This window comes from Nocardia grenadensis NBRC 108939, from assembly GCF_001613445.1.
GTDB lineage: Bacteria > Actinomycetota > Actinomycetes > Mycobacteriales > Mycobacteriaceae > Nocardia > Nocardia grenadensis.
Map to the genome: position 1 here is coordinate 335,611 of NZ_BDCJ01000003.1, position 21,093 is coordinate 356,703.

Below are 21,093 nucleotides of genomic sequence, written 5' to 3' on the forward strand. Positions count from 1 at the left end.
CAAAGAGAGTTCATGAAACGCGCATCGCGCAAGAATCGGCGCCCCGGCGCGCGCCGGGGCGAGGAGCCTCCCCGATACCGAACCGGGACGCGACAATGCCGACCGCGCTGAACATCGCCCTCGGTATCGTCGTCGTACTGCTCATCACGGCGGCGACGGGCTATTTCGTCGCCCAGGAATTCGCGTTCATGGCCGTGGACCGGTCCCGGTTGAAAGCCGGCGCCGCGGCCGGTGACCGGGCCGCCGGCCGGGCGCTGCGGGTCACCCGGCGCACATCGTTCATGCTCTCGGGCGCCCAGCTCGGGATCACGGTGACGGGGCTGCTGGTCGGCTACGTCGCCGAACCGCTGATCGGCCGGGGACTCGGCGAGCTGTTGGGCGGTGCCGGGATACCGGCCGCCGTCGGGATCGGCATCGGGGCAGTGCTGGCCATCGCGTTCTCCACCGTGGTGCAGATGCTGTTCGGGGAGCTGGTACCGAAGAACCTCGCCATCGCCCGGCCGGAGCCGGTCGCCCGCCGGCTCGCGGCCTCGACGACGCTGTACCTGAAGGTGTTCGGATGGTTGATCCGGCTTTTCGACCAGTCGTCGAACCTGCTGTTGCGCGCGCTGCGCATCGAGCCGGTGCACGATGTGGAGCATTCGGCCACCCCGCGCGACCTGGAGCACATCGTCGCGGCATCCCGCGATTCCGGAGAACTGCCCGCCGAATTGTCGACGCTGCTCGACCGTATCCTCGATTTTCCGACCAGCACCGCCGAACACGCCATGATCCCCCGCGCGCGGGTCGACACGGTGCATATCGATGACCCGGTGCGCGAGGTCCTCACCCGGATGCGCACGGGCCATACGCGCTACCCGGTCGTCGGTGACTCCAGCGACGACCTGCGCGGGGTGATCCATCTGCACGACCTCCTCGACAGCGCGCCCGGCGGTACGGCGCAGACCCGGTTGCGCCCCGCGCTCCTGGTCCCGGCATCGCTGCCGCTGCCCGAACTGGTGGACCGCCTCGGTGCCGCGCGCGAGGAGATGGCGCTCGTCGTCGACGAATACGGTGGTTTCGCCGGCATCGTCACCGTGGAGGACATCGCCGAAGAACTCGTCGGCGAAATCGCCGACGAACACGACCCCGGCACCGCCGCCGATATCGTCGCCGAAGGCGAGGGCTGGCTCCTGCGCGGTGACATCCACCTCGACGAGGTCGAACGTCTTCTCGAATCCACCCTGCCCGAGGGTGATCACGAAACCCTCGCCGGACTGCTGATCAGCGTCTTCGGTGGCCTACCCGAAGTCGGGGATCGGGTCCGCGTCCCCTTGCCGGCTGAGCCGGCCGACTACCTCAGCGACCCGCCACGTCCGGCCCGCATCCTGGTCGCCGAGGTGCGCCGCGTCGACAAGCATGTGCCCGCCTCGGTGTTCGTCACCGTGCGGCCCGAGTCGGAGGACACCGCAGATGAGTAACCCCTGGATCGTCGCGGCAGTGACGGTGGGGTTGATCGCGGCGAGCGCGTTCTTCGTCGCGGTCGAGTTCGCGCTCATCGCCGCCCGGCGGCACCGCCTCGAGGACGCCGCGGCGAGCAGCACGGCCGCGCGGGCGGCGCTGCGCAGTTCCGCGGAGCTGTCGGTGCTGCTGGCCGGGTCGCAGCTCGGCATCACCGTATGTACCCTGGCGCTGGGCGCGATCACCAAACCCGCGGTACACCATTGGCTGACCCCGCTGTTCGAAGACCTCGGCGCGCCGCTCTGGGTCGCCGATGTCGTCGGCTTCGTCCTCGCGCTCATCGTGGTGACATTCCTGCATCTGGTGGTCGGTGAGATGGCGCCGAAATCCTGGGCGATCGCGCATCCGGAGAAATCGGCCACGATCCTGGCCATCCCGATGCGCGTCTTCATGTGGTTCACCCGCCCGCTGCTCACCGCGCTCAACAGCACCGCCAACCGGTGCTTGCGCGCCGCCGGGGTGACACCGGTGGACGAAATCGAGGCCGGACAGGATCCCGCCGCGCTGCGCCACCTCGTGGAACATTCCGCGACCGTGGGCACTCTCGACGAGCGCTACCACGGCAATCTCATCAGTGCGCTGGAGCTGGAACAGCTCACGGTCGCCGATATCGTCCGGCCCGACGCGCACCCCAGTGCGGTCGGCCCGGACGCCGGACCGGAGACCATCCAGGCGATCTCGCGCGAGTCGGGACATCTGCGCCTGCTGGTCCGCGAGGGCCCCCGGATCGACGGTGTCCTGCACGTTCGCGACAGCCTGCAGGCCGATCCGGGCACCACCGCGCGGCGGCTGATGCGTCCGGCCCTGACCCTGACCACGACGACGAAGGTGTACGAGGCGCTGCACACCATGCGGGAAACCCGCAGTCACCTGGCCGTCGTCACCGCTGCCGACGGTGCGGTCCCGGTCGGCCTGATCACCATCACCGATGTCCTGCAACGTCTGTTGCCCCGGCCGGCCACGGAAACGCCACTGACCGCACCGCCACGGCACACGGAACGCGCACCCGGATCGCACGCGGCCGCCGCCGACACGGGAGGCGAACGGCGCGGTGGAACCCGGAATCCCCACGGCCCCAACCACACCGCGGCGGACCGTATCGAACGCCACGACCGGATATGAGATCGTGGAACCCGTCCCCGGGTGGGCACCGCTCCCACACCGCCGGGGGCGGTCGCTATCGAGGAGGAACACGATGACCACCGGAGCATACGACCCCCGATTCGCCACGGCCGCGGGGATCACCCCGGGCGGCCTGGGCAAACGCGCCGCGGCCCGATTCATCGACTGGATCGTCGCGGCGATCGTCGGCGGCATCTTCTTCTGGTTGCTGAACAAAGTCGCCCATACGCCCGGCTGGGTGTCGATCCTGCCCGGCGCCGGCTTCGCCTTCCTGTACTTCCTCGGGTTCGAGGTGACCTCCGGTTCCACCCCCGGTAAGAAGCTGCTCGGCCTGCACGTCAACGGTTCCGGCGGCGCGGAGAAGCCCAGTATCAAGGAATCCGCCCTGCGTAACTCCTATATGCTGCTCAACCTGGTGCCCTGCATCGGCGGCGTGCTCTGGTTCTTCGCCGCGCTCGGTATCGCCGTCACGGTCGGTTCCAGCTCGACCAAACAGGGCTGGCATGACCGGGTGGCGGACGGGACCCAGGTGATCGAGACGTCCTAGCGTCGGCCCCTGTCCGGGACAGGACGTAGCGTCGGCCCGGTCCCGGCGGTCCCCGCCACTCCCCCGGTCCGGTGCCCCGCGGGCCACCTCATCGCCGCTCCCCGGTGATCTCGGTGATCTTGCCGCGAAGCCGCTGATGGAGCGGTGGCGGCGGTAGTTCGCGCTCGCGAGCACAGGGGATCGCCCGGCAGCAGACCGCGCCGGGCGATCCCTGTGTCGCCGTCGGTGATCCGGGTCTACGACGGCGACGAGGCGGGAACACGCGTCCGGGCTCAGGCGGTCGGGGCGATGAACTCGGGTTGGTCGAGGACGCGCAGCCAGCTGCCGTCGGGCTGGCGCCGGACGACCTGCGCGCGGGCACCGGTGCCGTCCTTCGGCGGCGTCGAGGTGAGGGCGAGGTCGCCGCTGATCAGGGTCGGCAGCGGTTCTTCCGGCTCGAAGCGGGGTCCGGCGGCCAGCACCTTCTCCCACAGCGCGCGGATCGCTGCCCGTCCGGCGGTCCGGCTACCGGGCGGGTAGGCCAGGACGGCGTCCTCTTCGTAGAGTTCGGCGACTCCCGCCGCGTCACCGGCATTGGAGCGTTCGACGAACAGACGTGTGATGTCTTCGGGCCGCATCGCCTTCTCGTACTCGGGCATCGATTTCCTCCTGTGGTTTCCGAATTCGACGTGTTCCAGCCTGACCGGAGGCTATTCAGAAGTCCAACAGATGGTTCTTCTGAAAGCTAGAATCAGAAGTTATGGAACTGAGGCAGCTGGAGTACTTCGTCGCGGTCGCGGAGGAGCAGAACTTCACCCGGGCGGCGCAGCGGGTGCACATCAGCCAGTCCGGTGTCAGCGCCCAGATCCGTGCACTAGAGAAAGAGCTCGGCGCCGAACTGTTCGACCGCTCGGCACGCGCCGCCACCCTGACCGTCGCGGGAAAGGCCGCCCTCGAACACGCCCGCACCGCCCTCGACGCCGCCGAGGCCGTCACCCAGTCGGTCGGTCAGGTCACCGATCTGATCCGGGGCACACTCACCGTGGGGATGGTCGTCGGCTGCACCGTCACACCGCTGTTCGACGCACTCGCCGATTTCCACCGCGCCCACCCGGGTGTCGAGATCTCCCTGCTCGAGGACAACTCGGACCGGCTCACCGAGGCCGTACGTGCCGGTGCGCTGGATATGGCTCTCATCGGTACGGCGACCCCCGAACCCGACGGGCTGGAAGCGTTCGCCCTCATCCGGGAACAGCTCGTCGCGGCGGTCCCCACCGGACATCCGCTGGCGGCGCGGCGGCGGGTCACCCTCGCCGAGCTGTGCGCCCACCCTCTCGTGTGCATGCCCCCGGGCACCGGTGTACGCGCCGTGTTCGACCGCGCCTGCGCGAGCCGGAGCCTCCGCCCGGTGGTCGCGCTCCAGGCCGGCGCCGCCGATGCCATCGCCGATCTCGCCGCGCGCGGACTCGCGGTCGCCGTCCTCGGCGAGTCCATGGCCGCGGCCTATCGCGACCGGCTGGTCACCCTCCCCCTCGAAGGCGTCGAGACACCCGCGCTCCTCGCCCTGATCTGGAAGAACACCGGCCGCCCCGCGGTCCGTGAACTGCTCGCGCACAGTCGGCGAGCATTCCGTCGGGCGGGGCTCGGCGAAGGCCACGACGGCTCTCGATAGCGGTAGCACCACGGTACCCCGGCGATAGCGGCCGATGCGCCGCCCCGGGCGGACGACCGCAGGGCCGCGTGTCGGCCCACTGCGGCCCCGGTGCGAACTCCTATCCTGGGCTCGACGCGGCGCCCACGAGGATCGGGCACGTCGCGGGCGCAGTGCCGGGCGGGAGATCGGCAACCTCGGGACGAAAGGCGGAATGCGATGCACGCGAAGTCCGCGGCGAGCTACATCGTGGTGGGTATCGACGGATCCGACACCGCGCTGGCGGCCGCCAAATGGGCCACGAGATTCGCCGAAAAGCTCACCGTGCCCCTGCGGCTGGTGCACTCGTCCCCCGACCCCGGCCCGATGCCGGAGGTCGCGCTCGACCCCGTCGAACTGGCCGAGCGCCACCGGATCTACCGCGCCGAACTCCTGGCCACGGCCGAATCCGCGCTGCGGGAGTGGGCACCCGGTGTCGAGCTGGCCTCGATCGCGGATACCGAGCCCCCTGCCGCGGGCCTGCTCAGGGCCGCCGATGACGCCGCGTTGATCGTGCTCGGCGCCACCGGGGCCGGCATGGTGGAGCGCTGGCTGCTGGGATCGACGGCGCTGCGCGTGGTCGGCAGCGCGCGCTGCCCGGTCGCCGTATGGCGCGGCGACAGCGCGCATATCGGCCCCGACGAGCGCCCGATCGTGGTGGGCGCCGACGGGAGCCCACCGTCGGCCGGGGCGACCCGGCTGGCCTTCGAATGGGCGCGGCTGTTCTCGGTCCCGGTCACCGCGGTACGGGTGTGGTCCGACAGCACTGCGGTCGGTGACTCCGTTCCCACGGCGATGCAGCTTCTGGGCCCGACGGCGATGGTGATCGACTGGGACCAGATCGCGCGTTCCGAGGCGGAGACACTGTCGACCATCATCGCGCCGTACCGGAAGGACTTCCCCGATGTGGAAGTGGAGGAGCGGTCCCGACGCGGATCGGCAGCGCGCGAACTGCTGCACGCGCTCGACGAGGCGCAAATGGCGATCGTGGGCAGTAAGGGCTGGGGGCGATTCCGCCGCGCCCTGATGGGTTCCACCAGCCAGAATCTGCTGCACCGCGCCGACCGTCCGATCGTCGTCTACCGCGACACCGACACCTGAGCACCGGGTCCGTTCGCCGCGCCGCCACCGTGTGCGCTCCCGATACCGTGCCGGGCAGCGGGCGACATCACCTGGGATCGAGAGCAACTGTGCCGGAGGGTAGTTGGACGATCTACGACCCGGCACCGGAGCACCGCGGGCCGGCGCCGAAAGCGCGTGCCACAGCTACGACTGCGTGGGCATCATGCGCCGGAGCGGGTTCATACCGCTCGATGTCGTGGCCGGCTGCTGGGGTGATCCCTGCGGACGTGCTGGAATGTGCTGCAACCCCTCGTGGAGAAGTACCGTGCGGATCGCAACGCACCGGAGCTGTGGGACGACTTCCCTTGGCCGGCCCGGCGCGCGGTGGAGATCAGGCGCCCGGTAGGCGCCGGCCGCCGACGATGCGGCGGCCGGCGAATTCGTGCTCCGGGTTCAGGGGACGACAACCGGTTCGGTCAGTGGCGGCGGGTCGTCGGCCCAGCGGTGACCGGTCTCGCGCGGGGTCACGTTCTGCTCCGCCCACGCCGCCAGCAGCAGGGCGACCTTGCTGTGCATGATCGTGCGGAGCCGGTCGAACGAATTCTCCGGCGTATCGTCGACCTGACCGAGCAGCAGCCACCACGCCCAGGCCACGGCTCCGGCATTCGCGACGAAGTCCGGCAGCACCGGGACACCGCGGGCGGCGAGCATCGTCTCCGCCTCCGGCGTGGTGGCCGCGTTCGCGGCCTCGATGACGATCCGGGCCCGGACATCGAAGGAATTGTCCGGTGTGATCGCGTAGGAGATCGCCGCCGGCACCAGGATGTCGACATCGGCGGCCAGGATCGTGGTCCGCGGCTGCTGTTCGACGCCCGCTGGCAACCGGGAGCGGTCGATCTCGCCGTACGCGTTGCGCAGGGCCAGCAGCGCGGGGATGTCCAACCCGTCGGCGCAGTGCAGCGTTCCGGCGGCATCGGCCACGGTGGTGACCTTCATCCCGGCCTCGTACAGGTAGTAGGCCGCTGCCCCGCCCATGGTGCCCACGCCCTGGATCGCGACCGTGGTCTCGGCGGGCACCTGACCCCACCAGACCGCGGCGGCGAGGCAGGCGTGCGCTACACCGTAGCCACCGATCACATCGCCCAGCATGAACCCGCCCTCGACTGCCGCGTTCAGGCCGCGGCGGACCCGTTCCAGGGTCGCGGCGGGATCGGGGGCCCGACGGATCGCGGCATGGTAACTCTGGCCCAGGCCGAGCCTTTCGAAGACCTCGTCGATCAGATGCTGCGGGACGCCCAGATCCTCGGCGGTCACCCAGTGCGCATCGATCCACGGGCGCATGGCCTCGCAGAACCGTTCCAGTACTTCGACGGCACGCGGATCCTTGGGGTCGAAATCGATCCCGCCCTTGGCCCCGCCGATGGGCAGATCGAATGTCGCGGTCTTGTTGGCCATACCGCGGGCCAGATCCTCGACCTCGCTCACCGTACAACCGGCCCGCATCCGGGTGCCGCCGGTAGCCAGGCCACCACGCAGGGTGTGCACCACGAGGTAACCGACCGCGCCCGTCTGCGAATCCGTCCAGTGCAAGCGCATATACGGCTCGGAACGACGGACCGCGGGGGTGAGGGCCACTGCCGCCGAGACGGCCGGAACTGTCTGCGCGGTAATCTGCGCGGCGCCCCCCGCCGGGTCCTGCATCGTCGTCACGACGAACCACCTCCTCTTCGTGTTCGTGCCGGATACACCATCACCCACGGAGAAGCGCCGGGTGCGTAATCCCCTGTCCGGACCACGTCGTCCCCGGCCGATGGCTCGATTCCGGTGTCACCAGCCTGCATTCGCCGCTGCGCGTTCGTCTATTTACGGTTCGTTCACGGCGGTGTTCAGCGTTGCTGCACAACGTTTAGGCTCGAAACCATGGACCTGTCGCTGGCCCGTCTGCGAATGTTGCGTGAATTGCATCGACGCGGCACGGTGACGGCGGCCGCGACCGCACTGCACTACACCGCGTCGGCGGTATCCCAGCAGCTCGCACAGTTGGAGCGCGATGTCGGCACCCGGCTGTTCGAGCGGCGAGGGCGCCGGCTACAACTCACCGATCTCGGGGTGCTGCTGGCCGAGCACGCCGAGGAGATCCTCGCGTCGGTCGAACGGGCGACCCAGGCGCTCGAGGACGCGGGCGAGACGGTGACGGCGAAACTCACCGCCGGGGTGTGGGCGTCGGTGGCCTCCGGCCTGCTGCCCGACGCGCTGACCGAACTCGCGCGCACCCACCCCGGTATCTCGGTCCGGACGCGCGAACTCGTTCCGGAGGCCACCGCCGCCGCCGTGCGCGACGGGGCATTGGACCTGTCGTTCGTGCTCGAATACTCCAATTACCCGATGACCTGGGACAGCGGTCTGGAACGCGCCGTTATCGCGGTCGAGCGAATCTACGCCGCCGTTCCGCCCGGGGCCGTGCCGTCGGCCAGTGTGACCCTGGCCGAGCTCGTCGACCATCCGTGGATCCTCGCGCCCGCCCGGTCGCATTTCGGGCATGCGGCCCGGCTGGCGTTCCAATCCGTTGGGCTCCAACCACGGATCGATCACGAGGTCGAGGAGCAGGCGACGGCCATGGCGATGGTGGCGGCCGGGCTGGGTGTGACGCTCGTGTCGGATCTGGGCCTGGCTCTGCGCCCGCCGGGGGTGGACATCGTCGCCCTGGGCGATGTGCTCACCCGGACCGTATCGCTGGCCTATCGCACCAACACCGCCCGGCGTGCCGCACTGCTACTCGTCGTCGACGCGGTCCGCACGACCGCCGCGGAGAAGGGCTTGGCCGCCGATTCCGTCTTGCCCACCTCGGCGAATGCGGACCCCTTCCCGCCCCCGGCGGCTACGTTGCGAACGGCCGACCGGCGCCCGGAACAGAACTGAACGGCCGGGATCCGCGCGACTCGCCCTGCCGCATTCCGGTGAGTCCTGTCACAGCGGCGGGGTACGCTCGCACGCGTCGGCGTGGCGGTGACACCTGGAGGTCGGCCATGGAAGTTCTGCTCGGAATCGGGACGCGCAAGGGTTTGTTCCTGGCGCGCAGTACCGACGGCCGATCGAGTTGGGAGGTGAGCCCGCCCCGTTTCCCAGTGGCGGATGTGAAAGCGCTGGCGATCGATACCCGGCGAACGACGCCGCGAGTGCTCGCCGGAGTACTGGACAGCCATTTCGGGCCGACCATGGTGACCAGCGACGATCTCGGCCGGACGTGGAGCGAGCCGGACGACGCGCCGTTGGCGTTCCCGCCGGATACCGGGGCGGCATTGCGGGGCGTATGGCAGATCGCGCCCGCGACCGCTGCCGAACCGGAGGTGGTGTACGCCGGCGCCGAACCGTCGGCGCTGTTCCGCTCGTCCGACGCCGGTCGGACGTTCGAACTGATCCGCGGCCTGTGGGAACATCCGCACCGCTCCGAGTGGATGCCGGGTGGCGGCGGGCTGGCATTACACACGATCATTCCACATCCGGTGGACGCGGAGCGCGTCACGGTCGCCATGTCGACCGGCGGAGTCTACCAGACAGCCGACGGCGGTAGGTCCTGGAAGCCCACCAACAAGGGGGTCACGGCCGATTTCATGCCCGGAGAGCTGCCGGAGTGGGGGCAGTGCGTGCACAAGGTCGCCATGGACGCCGGCACACCGAGCACGATGTATCTGCAGAACCACGGCGGGGTCTTCCGCACCACCGATGACGGCACGAGCTGGCAGCCGATCGACGGCGGCCTACCGGCCTCGAACTTCGGCTTCCCGATCGTCGCGCACCCGCGGCGACCGGGGGTGATCTACACCTTCCCCCTGGTCGCCGATATGGAGCGGTTCCGTTTCCCGCCGAACGCCGAATGCGCCGTGTACCGCAGCGCCGACGGCGGCGAGACCTGGTCGGCGCAGACCACCGGGCTCCCGCGGGAGCCGTTCTGGGCCGCGGTCATGCGCGATGCCATGTGCGCCGACGACGCCGATCCGGCCGGAATCTATTTCGGCACCCGCAACGGCGAGGTCTACTGCAGTCCCGACGAGGGCGAGCACTGGCAGCTGGTGGCCGACAAACTGCCCGATGTCCTGTGCGTACGCGCCCGAGTGGTTGGATAACGCGGTGGCACAGGTGCGGCTGCCGTCCGCACTGCGGACCTACGTCGGCGGCGACAAGGAGCTCACCGTCGACGGCGCGACGCTGCGCACCGTGCTGGACACGCTGCGTGAGCGGTCGCCCGCGCTGGAGCGCCGGCTCCGTGACGAGAGCGGCGAACTACGCCGCTACGTGAACTTCTATGTCGACGGCGACGAATGCCGGACACTGCGAGGCTTGGACACACCGCTCGGCGCCGGCACCGAGGTCATGATCATTCCGTCGGTCGCCGGTGGTTGAGCGCCGCGGACGGGAACGCTACTCGGCCGCGACCGCACGCTCCGATTCCACCCGCAGCGTTCGGAATTCGGCAGCCAGCGTGTCCAGGGTGTAGTGGGCGTTGAGGCCGCTCGGGTTGGGCAGCACCCAGACCTCGGTGGCGCCGATCATTTCGTTCTGACGCCCGACGGTGGTCCGCGGCCGGCCGAACGCGGTGCGGTAGGCCCCCAGGCCCAGCACCGCGAGGATTCGCGGCCGATTCCGCCGCACCCGCTCTACGAGCGCGGCGCCACCGTCGCGCAGTTCCTGCTTGGTCAGCTCGTCGGCCTTCGCGCTCGTCCGGGAGACGACATTGGTGATGCCCAGCCCCAGCGCGGGCAGTTCGTCCTGTTCGTCGGGACGGAACAGGCGCGGTGTGAAACCCGAGCGGAACAGTGCGGGCCAGAAGCGGTTTCCCGGCCGAGCGAAATGATGGCCGGTCGCACCGGACCACAGTCCGGGATTGATTCCGCAGAACAGCACTCGCAGATCCGGTGCCACTACATCGGGAATGGTCTTCCCGGCCGCGGCCGCCAGATCGGCCGGTGTCGGACGGTTTACCGCGGAACGGGGCATTCGCCCAGTCTGCCAGCGGGCGCGGTCGCGCCGAGCCCGGCGGTCGGGCGTGGATTCGCCACCGGACACGAACGCCGACGATCGCGGCGCCACGAAGCACCAGCTACCGGTAGCCACGTTTCAGCAGGTACGCCGCTCCCGCCTCGAAACCCGCGGGGTCGAGGAGCTCGAAACCGAAGGCGTCGGCGAGCCGATCGGTGGTATCGAAGGCGGTGCAGACCGCCAATGCATCCGCGACCTGATCGCGCGAGACACCGGCGGCCAGCACCGCACGCATACCCTCGGCCCCTATCGACCCTTCACTGGTCAACGTGCCGAGCATGCGCAGCGTGGCCCGGAGTTCGTCTCCGATCGGCGCTGTTTCGAGGTCGGTGAGCACCGCGCGCACCTTCGCCGGGTCGCGGTACGCCCGGGCGGCGGTCGCGGTATGGGCGCCGATACAGAACGCCGACCCGTTCACCTGTGAGACGAAAGCCGCCATCAGTTCCCGGTCGGCGACCGACCACGTCGCGGGCCCGCGCATCGCCGCCTGGGTGAACCTCTTGGCCGCGGCACCGTAGAAGGCAGGCCGGTAGAAGGTCAGTTTCGCGGCATCGGGTGGTGAATGCCCGGAAAACATCCGGATGAATGCGAACAGCAGCTTGGTCCGCGAACAGTACCCGTGGTCGAGGATACCGAGACGCATTACCCGGCCGTATCGGCGTCGGCAGCGGCCAAAGCGGCCAGCCCGGCCTCGTAGAGCCGGGTCGACCGGCCCATCGCGGCGCATACCACCAGTTCGAAAAGCTGGTCTTCGCTGAAACCCGCCGCCTTCGCCGCGTCGAAATCCGCATCGGTGATCTGGTCGGCTCGGGTGAGGACCTTGCCGATCAGGGTGTCCAACGGCGGCGGGAGGCCGGCGCCGGCGAAGGCGTTCGCCCGCTGTTCGAGAGATGCGCTTCCGGGGCCGTTGCGGACGCTGTCCACCAGCGCGCGATGCGCTACCCGCTTCTCGTCCTCGTCGGTCACGGCGCTCTCCGGCTCCTTCCGGTTCGGCTCGCTTTCATACAACCACGTCGGAACACCGTCCGACAGCGGTCCACGCCGCGGCGGAAGAAAGCGGCGCGGTCCCGGTGGCATCGCGCGTGGAGCGAGGGTCGCCGCCGAGGTTCCCATGCCTCACATGACGAGCCGGTAGAACGCCGCAAGCGCACTGTCGATGGGATGCGGCTGCGGCCTGCCCCGCTCGTCGAGCCGGTGCCAGCGCTGCATGTTGATCGCGGCCGAGAACTGCCGGGCACCGTCGGCGCGGGTCATCGAGACCGCTCCGGCGCCCCAGACCGAGCCGTCGTGGCCCCAGAATGTACCGTGCCCGGGTACCTCCATCCGGTGCAGGCCCAGACCGTACTCGATTGTCTTGCCCTCGAAGGAGATGACCGGAACGGTCTGCTGCATCTGTGCCAGCGACGACCGGTCCACGATCGCACCGGCGAGCAGCAGGGCGAAGAACTGGTTCAGGTCGGCGACGGTCGAGATCAGCGAAGCCGCCGGCCCCACCCATGACATATCGAAATCACTGTAATCGCGCGGGGGTTCGAGCATCCCGAACCACGCCTCGTAGATCCGCGAATGCGGCCCGTCGACATGGGTGCCCTCCGGGAGTTCGGTGTCGCGCAGACCGGCCTTCTCGATGACGTTGCCGGTGATGTAATTCTCCGCGGTCGTACCGGTCACCAGTTCCAGGAGCCGGCACAGGAGCAGGTAGTTGGTGTTGGAGTAGATACCCGGGGTGCCGCCGGGTGCTCCGACTGCGGGGGCGGAGACCCCCAACTCGATGAGTTCGAGGGCGTCGAAACGGGTGTGCCGGTTGTCGTCCAGACTGTCCGGGCGGGTATCGGCCACGGCCGGGAAGGCGGCGAGGGAGGGGTAGGCGTACGGGAGGTATTCGGCCAGGCCGCTGGTGTGGTTGATCAACATCCGGACCGTCACGGCCTTCCCGCGGGCGCCAGGGACCAGCGTCGGCAGGTAATGGCCTATCGATTTGTCCAGGTCGAGCTGCCCGCTCTCCACCTGCTGTAATACCGCCGCGGCGGTGAAGGTTTTGGTGATACTGCCGACCCGGTGCCGCATCTCGGGCGTGACCGGACGACCGGTCTCGATATCGGCGACCCCGGCGGCGCCGTGCCACATTCGCTCACCGTCGCGCACCTCGGCGAATACGCCGGGCATCCCCGCGCGGTGGATATCGTCCAGGGCGGCCTGCAACTGCGCGGGTTCGAAGGGGTTCGTCACGACGGATGTCCTCTCGTAGGAATATTTCTGCGGGTCGATCCGGGAGGGCCGTCACGTGCGATACCCGGTCGGCCACTACTATCCGCCGACCGGCCCGGCCGAGTATCGGAAGAATGTTCCCCGCCGGGCCTGTCCCGAGGCGGCCACTCCCACCGACGCGGGCCGTCGAACCCGATAGCGCGGCCCGCAGGAACCGATCGCGGGCACCGATCCACCAGGATGGACCGGAGAGCCGGTCGCCCGTACTCGCCACCGACGCAATAATCGTCGACCGGAGGCGGCGGGCGCGCGCCGTCGCGCCCGGACGTGCGCAACGGCGCAGCGATGCCCTAGCCGGGCCGATACGTCGCGGCCGGGGCGGATTCACCGCAGTCCGAGCAGCCCATGGATCGGCCGGATCGGCGGCCTCCGGATTCCGCGTAGTTCAGCCGATCCCGGCCACCGGGTCGATCGCGAGCGCGAGCGTGTCCTTGACCATCGCGAGCGCCCACGCCGAGCGGGCCCGACCGGCCCCCCGGATACGGTGATGTCGCCGGCGTCGCCGCACCGGAACTCGACCGCCTTCTCGGGACCGGCCAGGAAACCGAAGGGCGCTACCGTCCGCGGGAACTCTCGCAGGGTGACGACCACCCGGCCCCGGCGAGCGCTTCCGCGGCGCCGTCCGGGTGCGACGGGACGGCTTGCACGACGACAGCGGGCGCGGTGCCGGCCAATAACTCCTCGATCGATGTGCGGGCCGACCAGTTGCCGATCGGGGGCATAACGCCGTCAAGTATGCGGATCTGACCGTCGCGCCCGCGGATTCCTAAACCGGGCCTGCGTCCGAAATTTCTCTCCGATCTCAGTGACCGGCATACCGAGCCCGTGACCTGCGTCTCCGCTGGATCCCGCCGATGAAGCAGCGTACCGAAGACACTTTCGCCCATTGACGTCTTAGCGCTAAGCGATTACACAGGCCTTGGCGTCGAGTTATCTCTTCCGAAGATGAGCGCCCCGCCCACATCTTCACATCCTCTGAACCGAAAGCACGCCATGGCCCTCGTCCCCAATCCGAACCCGGCCCGACCGTAACGGTCGAGGCAGAGTCTCCTTCCCCACAACCGCACTCCGGGCCCACCTATCGACCACTGCCGAGGACGCCACCACTATGAGCGGACCCCCCACAGCCGTAACCCCGAGCACCGTCACCCGCCCCAATAGGGTCGTGCTCGCGCTGACCTTCGTCGCCGTCGTACTCGACGGCTACGACACCATCGCCCTGGGCCTGTCGATACCCGCGCTGTCCGAGGAATGGGGTGTCTCCGCGTCGCATTTCACGCCGGCGCTCTCGATCACCAGCCTGGGCGTCGCGCTGGGATATATCGCGGTCGGCCAACTGGTCGCCCGTTTCGGAAGCAGGCGGGTCATTCTCGCCGCAGTGCTGGTGTTCACCGCGGGATCGCTGGTCACCGCCGCCGCGACATCCATCTGGGAGCTGACCGCCCTGCGGCTGATCACCGGACTCGGGCTCGGCGCCGTACTCCCCGCGGCCGTCGCCCACGCCACCGCCCTCAATCCCGCCCGCTTCCGCCAGTCCATCGCGGTGTTCGTCACCATGGGGATCTCCCTCGGCGCGCTGATCGCGGGCCTGCTCGGCAGCACACTCGTGAGCAGCTACGGCTGGCAGTCGGTATTCGTCGTCGGTGCGCTCGCCTCCGCGGTACTGTTCCCCCTGCTGTGGCTGGGACTACCTGACGAGGAGGAGGTCATGGGCACGATCGAACCGACCGCCGCCAAGCGCAGCGCCTCGGTGGGCCGGCTCTTCGACCCCGAGGTCCGCACCCGCACCGCCCTGCTGTGGGGGTTCTCCTTCCTCACCTTCTCGGTCTACTACATCTTCTCCTCGTGGCTGCCGACCCTGCTCACCAGCTACGGGTTCGACAAGGGCCTGGCCCCGCTGGGGTCGGCGGCACTGGGAATCGGCAGCATCATCGGCGCCGGGGTGCTCATGCTGGGTGCGCTGCGCCTGCCGATGACCTCGGTGCTGGCGGGCACCACCGTTGCGGCCGGCGTCTTCCTGATCGTCTCCGGTTTCCTCGGCGCGGACAAGGCACTGCTGCTCATCGTGTTCGGCGGGGTCGGCCTCGGCCTGCAGGCCGGCATGATCGGCCAGGCCGCGCTCGCGGTCTCGCTGTACCCCGACCGCACCGCGGCCACGGGTGTCGGCTGGGCGTCGTCCATGGGGCGGCTCGGTTCGGTCCTCGGGCCGATCATCGGGGGCGCTCTCATCGCCCTCGGCGCGTCGACCGGCACGATCGTGCTCATCGCCTGCGTTCCGGTAGTCGCCGCCCTGATCCTGGTCGTGGCGTTGGGCCGGATCACCACGGCACCCGCAGCGGACCGAACACTCGTCGCGCACTGACCACGGTCCCGGCCGGTGACCCCGCCGACCGGGACCTGCGCTCGGGCGAGCCGCTCACCGGTGGCCCCCGCCGCACCGGCCGGCCGAGCCCACCGGTCCGCGCCGGCCGACGGGCGCACCGGCGGTCGCTCCCGCGGAGCCGGGGTCGGGCAGGTCACGATAGTGCGGACCCGGCCGACGAGGAGCGCGCCCATGGTCAGCGAAACACGTACCGGCCGGAAAGCGATCACCCGGAGCCGGCTCGGACTGGTCCCTTCGCCTTCCGGAGTTCCGCGGCACTGGCCTACGCCTTCGGGATGGCGGTCACCGCGACCATCACCATCACGACCCTGCTCTTCTTCTACGTGGCCCGCACCAAATGGCACACCCCGCTGTGGCTGGTGCTGCTCGGCGCGGTCCCGCTGCTCACCGTCGACGCGCTGTTCGTCGCGGCGAACCTGACCGAATTGGTCCATGGGGCGTGGCTGCCACTGTCGATCGGACTCATCGCGTTCACCGTGATGATCACCTGGGCACGGGGCCGTGTCATCGTGACCGCCGCGCGGCGGCAGGCCGAGGGGCCGCTACCGCGATTCGTCGAACGATTGCGCAGCCGCCGACCGCCCCTGATCCGGATCCCCGGTACGGCTGTGTATCTCAACCGCGGCAGCAGCACCACACCGCTGGCTCTGCGCGCCACCGCCGAACACAACCGGGTACTGCACAAGCACGTCGTGATCCTCTCCCTGGACACCGTGCCCGCCCCGCGCGTGCCCGATGCCGACCGTCTCCGTATAGATCCGCTGAGCTACACCGACGACGGCATCGTCCATGTCACCGTTTACCACGGTTACATGGAAACCCCGAAGGTGCCGCAGCTGCTCCGCCGGCTCGATCCCACGCAGACCGAGGGCACGATCTCGGTGGCGGAGGCGTCCTATTTCCTGTCGAAGATCGAACTCGAGCCGGGTCCGGCGCCCACCATGGCGCCCTGGCGCAAACGCATGTTCATCGCCGCCTCCCACCTCACCTCCGACGCCGCCGACTATTTCGGGCTGCCCCGCGACCGGACAGTGATCATGGGCTCGCGGGTCGAAGTATGAGCGGAGTCCGCGTGCCCGTGACCCTGCGTGTCGTCTCGGCGATGATGGTGTGGCGTTCGCGTTGCCGCCGTCATTCGGGTATCTCGCTGGTGAGCGGTGGCGGTGGTGGCACGTCGACGCCCAGGTCGAGCAGCGAGGAGCGGACCACGATGTCCCAGCTGGCGTGCTGGGGGGCAGCGAGACGGCAGCGACGTTCCGCGTCGGCGACGACCCGCCGGTGTGCCTCGAGTTCGGCGGTCATCGCGGCGAGTTGCCGCGACAGCGGCTCGACCATCTGGGCGGCGGCCTGGGTCAGTACCTGCACGGCATCGGCCCGCCGCTTACGCCTGCCCAGGATTCCGGCCGCGCACACCCCGCCGACGCCGGTGAGCAGGCCACCGAGGACAGATGCCACTTCGCTGATCATGCTGTCCTCCCAACTGCGGCAGGGTGGTCGCGTCCTTCCTCAGGCGCGTTCGTCGGCGGCGGGATCGCGGAAACCGGGGATCTTCAGGGCCGCGCCGATGACGCCCAGCGCCTCGGCGGTGGTCCGGTCACCCAGGAAATCCCAGCCCGGAAAGTCCGCCCCGCGGGCGGTCCCGGCGCCGGAGAGCTGATCCAGCGTGAGCCCCACATGTTTGTCCAGATAGTGCAGCAGGGTCCCGACGGTGACCTGCTCACCGTGATAGTTGGTGATCTTTTCTTCCAGAAACGCCATCTGCTCGCCCTTTCCGTCGAGAAGTGCCTGGACGTCCCGGCGGAAGGAGTTCATATCCATACCCGCCGGGTCGATCTTTCCCTCACTGGAGTACTCGCGGTGCGCCACGCAATCGCCCGAGCCGCGGCCGATACGCCGGAGCAGCGCCGCGCAACCGCGCTTGTAGGCGTCGAGCTGGGCCGGCGTCCAATCCCAGGGCGGTGTGCCACGCGAGACGGCTTCGATACCGATGGTGTGAAAGTTCGCGTTGTCGGTAGGCCAGCCCGGCCAGCTCCCGCGCCCGGCATGCCAGCTCACCCCGACCGCGATCACCCGGTAGGTGCCGTCCTTCTCGAGCACCAGCTGGGCGAGCGGGCCCGGCAGATCGGGGCGACCGTCCTGAACGATGCGCCAGTCGTTCGGGCCACCTCCGCCTGTGTGATGGCACAGCACACCACGGATATCGAGAAAGTCGCCGTGGCCGCGGTCGCGCCAGCCGTCGTGTTCGATCACCCGCAGACCGGCGCCGCGCAGCACATCGGCCAGCCATACCGGGTCTCCGCTCCAGGCCATGGGACTCTCCTGTCCTCGCGCCGATCGCCGTCGGCACCCCGGGAGGCCGGCCGTGTTCACCGGTGCGGACGCGACCGGCGCTGCGGGGCGTGAACTGCGGTGATAGACAACCGCTCTCCGTATCGTAGGCCCATTTCGGTCTCTTTTCAACCCGTTTATGTCACTATTGGGCCCATTTCGTACACCACGTACGTCGGCACTCTGCGGCGGACCTGAGACTATCGGGCACTTGATTCAGACCCTGCCCGATCCCAGAATGGTCGACATGGATGCGACGCCCGCGGAGTCGGAGGCAGCGACCACCGAGGAAGCACGACTGGACGCGGCGTTGGGCGCGGAGGTCCGCGCGATGCGGGCGCGGCGCGGCTGGAGTCAGGAAGCGCTCGCCGAGAAGGCCGGCTACAACAAGAAGACCATCATCCGGCTCGAGCGCGGCGAACGAGCGATGACGATGGCGCAGATGTACAAGATCTGCAAGGTGTTCGGCATCCGGCCGAGCGACCTAGTCCTCGCCGCGGAGAAGGAAATCGGCATCCAGTAATGGGGCCGGATCGACCCCGCGCCGGCGTGCCTCGACGACGAACGACGAAACGGTCGTCGTGGTGGGATCAGCGTTCAGATAGTCCGCCATAGCCAGGGGGCGGTCCGGAGCTTCGTTGCCCATGAGCGTTTCCAGTTCTGCCCGATCCACGCTCGCGAGGTGTTCCCGCTTCCCCCGCGGAGCCCGACAGTTCCCACTCGATTTCCTCTCCGGGGTCGGCACGGTACGGCTGGGCGAATTCGTCGTATCGGGTCCAGCAGTGCCGCCCTACGGACCGCGGAGCCACACCGGCGGGTACCCGGACCCGGTCGCTTCCGTAACCGGCCCGGTCGGGCGAACCCCGTACTCCCGGAACAAGCTCGACACCCACACCGACACCTTCCAGCTACCCGACCCCTGCACCCAGGCTCGTAGCCAGAGCCTGACGCCGAGTGTAATTATTTTCGCCCGCTCCGCCTAGGCCCGGAAAGGATCGATGAACCAAGGGGTTTGACCGCCGGGACGTGAGAACATGGACAGCGGAGCTGAGACACAACGCTTTTCGCACTACACCAGCACGGTAGCAGCGGGATACGACACCTTCGGGCACAGGTGTCGCCGCCGGCTCCGGGGCCCGATCGGCCGGGCGATCGAGAACTGCTGCACGCCAGCGACGAACACCGGAGCAGCGGATCCAGGACAGCGGCGGCGGTGGGGTCGTCGGTCGGCGAGGTGCCCGCGGCGACCGGCAAACCTTCCGACGCGCTGTCCACGCGGCGGTTCGCTCCGCGCGGCAAACGGTACGAACGGCGCGGCCGGCGCGGCACGGCGCCTGCACCCAGCCCGGAGGACCGATTCGGCACGCTCGGTTTCGAGCGGCTCGGTCCGGTAATCCGCACCTCGATCAGCACACCACCACGGTGGTGGCCTATGCCGTGAAAGGCTATCTGGTGAAGGCCGCACTCCCGCATATGCGCCCGGGTGCCTCGATCGTCGGCAGCTCTTCGGTGAACTCCGACTCGCCCTCGCCCACCCTGGCGCCCTACACGGCCACCAAGGCGGGCATAGCCAATTTCTCCGTCAGCCTCGCGCAACTCTTGGGCGAGAAAGGGATTCGGGTGAACAGCGTCGCACCCGGGCCGACCTGGACCCCCTTGATCCCCTCCACAATGCCCGACGAGAAGGTCACCGCATTCGGCGACAGCACGCCGCTCGGGCGCGCCGGGCAACCCGCCGAGCTGGCTCCGGTCCATGTCCTGCTCGCCTCCGACGAGGGCAGCTACATGTCGGGCGCGCGGGTCGCGGTGACCGGGGGAAATCCGATCCTCTGAGGCGCGCGGCCCGGCACAGGCCGCCGCGCCGCGCGATCAGGGCCGCGGGCCCCGGTCCGGTCTCACCGCCGGATGCCCCGCCCTCCGCGTGGCGAACCCCGTGCCGGGCGCACGCGGCACCCGGCCGGGGCGCCGGCAGCCGGCGAGGTCGGGGGGTTTCGTGCCGGCGCTCGCGGGTATCGCGCCCGCATTCATCGGGCGGGAAGCCGCGCCCCGGTGACCGAGGTGGTCCGGAAGATCGGAGGAGCAATGGCGGCCGAACCGAGTGTGCAGATACCGGTGCCCGTGCAGGACGCGTTCGCTGTTCTCGCCGACGGCTGGCTGTACGGGCTGTGGGTGGTGGGCGCCACCCATATCCGCGAAGTCGACAGCGGCTGGCCACAGGTGGGCACCCGTATCCACCACAGCGTGGGTAGCTGGCCGTTGGCCCGGCACGACACCACGAAGGTCCGCGCGGTCGACGCACCACACCGGCTCGAGCTCGAGGCCCGGCTGTGGCCGGCGGGCGCGGCCTATATCCGGCTCGATCTCACCGAGCTCGGCCCCGACCGTACCGAAGTGGCAATGGCCGAACGCGTCGTCCACGGCCCCGGGAAATTCCTCCCCGGGGCGGTACAGGATCTCGCGCTGGTACCGCGCAACCGGGAATCACTCCAGCGTTTCGCCGCCCTCGCCGTCGGGCGATCCCCCCGTTCTCCGAGTTGACCCGCCGACCCGAAGCCCGGGTCCGGCGACTACCGCCGGGACCCGCGGGGATGGACGCTGGCTCTGGTGGGTGGGTCTCCCTGGGCGGAAAGCGGGGTGGTCCGGCGCGAGCGGCGCACTGGGGCCGGAGCGTCCGGCGCGCAGGGCCGCGGCGAGTTCGGCGCAGGCGGCGACCGCGTCGTATCGCGGCGTCCAGCCGAGTTCACGGGCGGCCCGGCCGGCGTCCACCAGGCAGGCGCGGTCGGCCGGCCGGAGCCAGGCCGGATGCAGTGGCTGTAGGCCCAACCGCCAGCTCAGGCCGGCTCCCGCGGTCAGTACCCACTGCGGCACGGGTATCCGGAATCCGCCGAATACGGCGGCCAGGTCGGTCGCGGTGAGCACAGGATCGGCGGCGAGGTTGAACGCGCCGGTGGCGCGTTGCTCGATGATCGAGCCGATCGCCGCGGCCACGTCCGCGGCATGCACCAGCTGCAGGCGCAGCCCGTTCCACAGCGGGGACGGGCACCCCGGGCCGACCGAGCACCGCGCGCGGCAGCCACCGGCCGAACAACCATTCGCCCATTTCCGCGGCCGCGTCACCCTGCACGACGGCACACGCCAGCGCGGTCCCCACATTGCCGCTGGCACCGGTGATCACGA

The 21,093-nt window shown here is 69.5% G+C and carries 20 protein-coding genes and 2 pseudogenes; 13 read left to right on the forward strand and 9 right to left on the reverse strand.

The genetic code is table 11. From position 1 onward, the window contains the following. The first annotated feature begins 95 nt into the window (after positions 1-95). The 3 genes from NGR01S_RS03765 (at position 96) to NGR01S_RS03775 (ending at position 3,169) form a co-directional block, all read left to right on the forward strand. A complete protein-coding gene (locus NGR01S_RS03765; protein WP_063034731.1) occupies positions 96-1,460 on the forward strand; it encodes a hemolysin family protein in 1,365 nt (454 codons plus the stop codon). Further along, positions 1,453-2,622, forward strand: coding sequence for a hemolysin family protein (locus NGR01S_RS03770; RefSeq protein ID WP_084480331.1), 1,170 nt, complete (start codon positions 1,453-1,455; stop codon positions 2,620-2,622). The genes NGR01S_RS03765 and NGR01S_RS03770 overlap by 8 nt, the downstream gene beginning before the upstream one ends. A gap of 73 nt (positions 2,623-2,695) precedes the next feature. Continuing rightward, a complete protein-coding gene (locus NGR01S_RS03775; RefSeq protein WP_063034732.1) occupies positions 2,696-3,169 on the forward strand; it encodes an RDD family protein in 474 nt (157 codons plus the stop codon). 272 nt (positions 3,170-3,441) lie between these two features. Here NGR01S_RS03775 and NGR01S_RS03780 read toward each other — a convergent pair whose 3' ends face one another. Continuing rightward, entirely contained in the window at positions 3,442-3,807 is a 366-nt protein-coding gene (locus NGR01S_RS03780) for a YybH family protein (RefSeq protein ID WP_063034733.1), read from the reverse strand. Positions 3,808-3,908: 101 nt separating this feature from the next. Between NGR01S_RS03780 and NGR01S_RS03785 the strand changes: the two genes are divergently transcribed. Continuing rightward, positions 3,909-4,820: a LysR family transcriptional regulator gene (locus NGR01S_RS03785; protein WP_063034734.1), complete on the forward strand. Its 912-nt coding sequence runs from the start codon at positions 3,909-3,911 to the stop codon at positions 4,818-4,820. Between the two features lie 198 nt (positions 4,821-5,018). After that, positions 5,019-5,939: a universal stress protein gene (locus NGR01S_RS03790; RefSeq protein WP_063034735.1), complete on the forward strand. Its 921-nt coding sequence runs from the start codon at positions 5,019-5,021 to the stop codon at positions 5,937-5,939. Between the two features lie 414 nt (positions 5,940-6,353). On the opposite strand, the gene NGR01S_RS03795 is transcribed toward NGR01S_RS03790, so the two are convergent. Beyond that, entirely contained in the window at positions 6,354-7,601 is a 1,248-nt protein-coding gene (locus NGR01S_RS03795; RefSeq protein WP_084480332.1) for a Glu/Leu/Phe/Val dehydrogenase dimerization domain-containing protein, read from the reverse strand. A gap of 219 nt (positions 7,602-7,820) precedes the next feature. Between NGR01S_RS03795 and NGR01S_RS03800 the strand changes: the two genes are divergently transcribed. The 3 genes from NGR01S_RS03800 (at position 7,821) to NGR01S_RS03810 (ending at position 10,301) form a co-directional block, all read left to right on the forward strand. After that, complete coding sequence (locus tag NGR01S_RS03800; RefSeq protein ID WP_063034736.1) at positions 7,821-8,819, forward strand: LysR family transcriptional regulator; 999 nt, start codon at positions 7,821-7,823, stop codon at positions 8,817-8,819. Positions 8,820-8,926: 107 nt separating this feature from the next. After that, the gene (locus NGR01S_RS03805) at positions 8,927-10,024 is read left to right on the forward strand and encodes a WD40/YVTN/BNR-like repeat-containing protein (protein WP_063034737.1); all 1,098 of its coding nucleotides are present in this window, start codon (positions 8,927-8,929) and stop codon (positions 10,022-10,024) included. A gap of 4 nt (positions 10,025-10,028) precedes the next feature. Beyond that, positions 10,029-10,301, forward strand: coding sequence for a ubiquitin-like small modifier protein 1 (locus NGR01S_RS03810; RefSeq protein WP_245664420.1), 273 nt, complete (start codon positions 10,029-10,031; stop codon positions 10,299-10,301). Positions 10,302-10,319: 18 nt separating this feature from the next. Here the strand turns inward: NGR01S_RS03810 and mug are convergent, their stop codons facing one another. From mug to NGR01S_RS03830, 4 genes are all read right to left on the reverse strand, one after another. Then, the gene (gene mug / locus NGR01S_RS03815) at positions 10,320-10,895 is read right to left on the reverse strand and encodes a G/U mismatch-specific DNA glycosylase (protein WP_063034971.1); all 576 of its coding nucleotides are present in this window, start codon (positions 10,893-10,895) and stop codon (positions 10,320-10,322) included. 103 nt (positions 10,896-10,998) lie between these two features. Beyond that, on the reverse strand, positions 10,999-11,580 hold the full coding sequence (locus NGR01S_RS03820) for a carboxymuconolactone decarboxylase family protein (protein ID WP_063034739.1): 582 nt from the start codon (positions 11,578-11,580) through the stop codon (positions 10,999-11,001). Then, the gene (locus tag NGR01S_RS03825; RefSeq protein ID WP_063034972.1) at positions 11,580-11,903 is read right to left on the reverse strand and encodes a hypothetical protein; all 324 of its coding nucleotides are present in this window, start codon (positions 11,901-11,903) and stop codon (positions 11,580-11,582) included. Before NGR01S_RS03825 ends, NGR01S_RS03820 begins: the two co-directional genes overlap by 1 nt. A 150-nt stretch (positions 11,904-12,053) precedes the next feature. Continuing rightward, on the reverse strand, positions 12,054-13,166 hold the full coding sequence (locus tag NGR01S_RS03830; protein ID WP_063034740.1) for a serine hydrolase domain-containing protein: 1,113 nt from the start codon (positions 13,164-13,166) through the stop codon (positions 12,054-12,056). A 1,147-nt stretch (positions 13,167-14,313) separates the two neighbouring features. Between NGR01S_RS03830 and NGR01S_RS03835 the strand changes: the two genes are divergently transcribed. Then, positions 14,314-15,567, forward strand: coding sequence for an MFS transporter (locus tag NGR01S_RS03835; RefSeq protein ID WP_063034741.1), 1,254 nt, complete (start codon positions 14,314-14,316; stop codon positions 15,565-15,567). 254 nt (positions 15,568-15,821) lie between these two features. Beyond that, positions 15,822-16,649 (forward strand): annotated as a pseudogene (locus NGR01S_RS03840) (KUP/HAK/KT family potassium transporter); the annotation flags it as partial. A 70-nt stretch (positions 16,650-16,719) separates the two neighbouring features. Here the strand turns inward: NGR01S_RS03840 and NGR01S_RS03845 are convergent. Then, positions 16,720-17,055, reverse strand: coding sequence for a hypothetical protein (locus tag NGR01S_RS03845; protein WP_063034742.1), 336 nt, complete (start codon positions 17,053-17,055; stop codon positions 16,720-16,722). 39 nt (positions 17,056-17,094) lie between these two features. After that, positions 17,095-17,898 carry a peptidoglycan recognition protein family protein gene (locus tag NGR01S_RS03850; protein ID WP_157107099.1) on the reverse strand — a complete coding sequence of 268 codons (804 nt, stop codon included), beginning with the start codon at positions 17,896-17,898 and terminating at the stop codon, positions 17,095-17,097. Positions 17,899-18,163: 265 nt separating this feature from the next. Between NGR01S_RS03850 and NGR01S_RS03855 the strand changes: the two genes are divergently transcribed. The 3 genes and pseudogenes from NGR01S_RS03855 to NGR01S_RS03870 all read left to right on the forward strand — a co-directional run bounded on the left by NGR01S_RS03855 (position 18,164) and on the right by NGR01S_RS03870 (position 20,454). Further along, on the forward strand, positions 18,164-18,439 hold the full coding sequence (locus tag NGR01S_RS03855; RefSeq protein WP_169811858.1) for a helix-turn-helix transcriptional regulator: 276 nt from the start codon (positions 18,164-18,166) through the stop codon (positions 18,437-18,439). A gap of 923 nt (positions 18,440-19,362) precedes the next feature. Further along, a pseudogene (locus NGR01S_RS03865) lies at positions 19,363-19,749 on the forward strand (SDR family oxidoreductase); the annotation flags it as partial. A gap of 249 nt (positions 19,750-19,998) precedes the next feature. Beyond that, positions 19,999-20,454 carry an SRPBCC family protein gene (locus NGR01S_RS03870; protein ID WP_063034973.1) on the forward strand — a complete coding sequence of 152 codons (456 nt, stop codon included), beginning with the start codon at positions 19,999-20,001 and terminating at the stop codon, positions 20,452-20,454. Here NGR01S_RS03870 and NGR01S_RS03875 read toward each other — a convergent pair. Next, positions 20,398-20,919 carry a Rossmann-fold NAD(P)-binding domain-containing protein gene (locus tag NGR01S_RS03875; protein ID WP_063034745.1) on the reverse strand — a complete coding sequence of 174 codons (522 nt, stop codon included), beginning with the start codon at positions 20,917-20,919 and terminating at the stop codon, positions 20,398-20,400. The two genes, NGR01S_RS03870 and NGR01S_RS03875, sit on opposite strands and share 57 nt — an antisense overlap. Between the last annotated feature and the right edge of the window lie 174 nt (positions 20,920-21,093).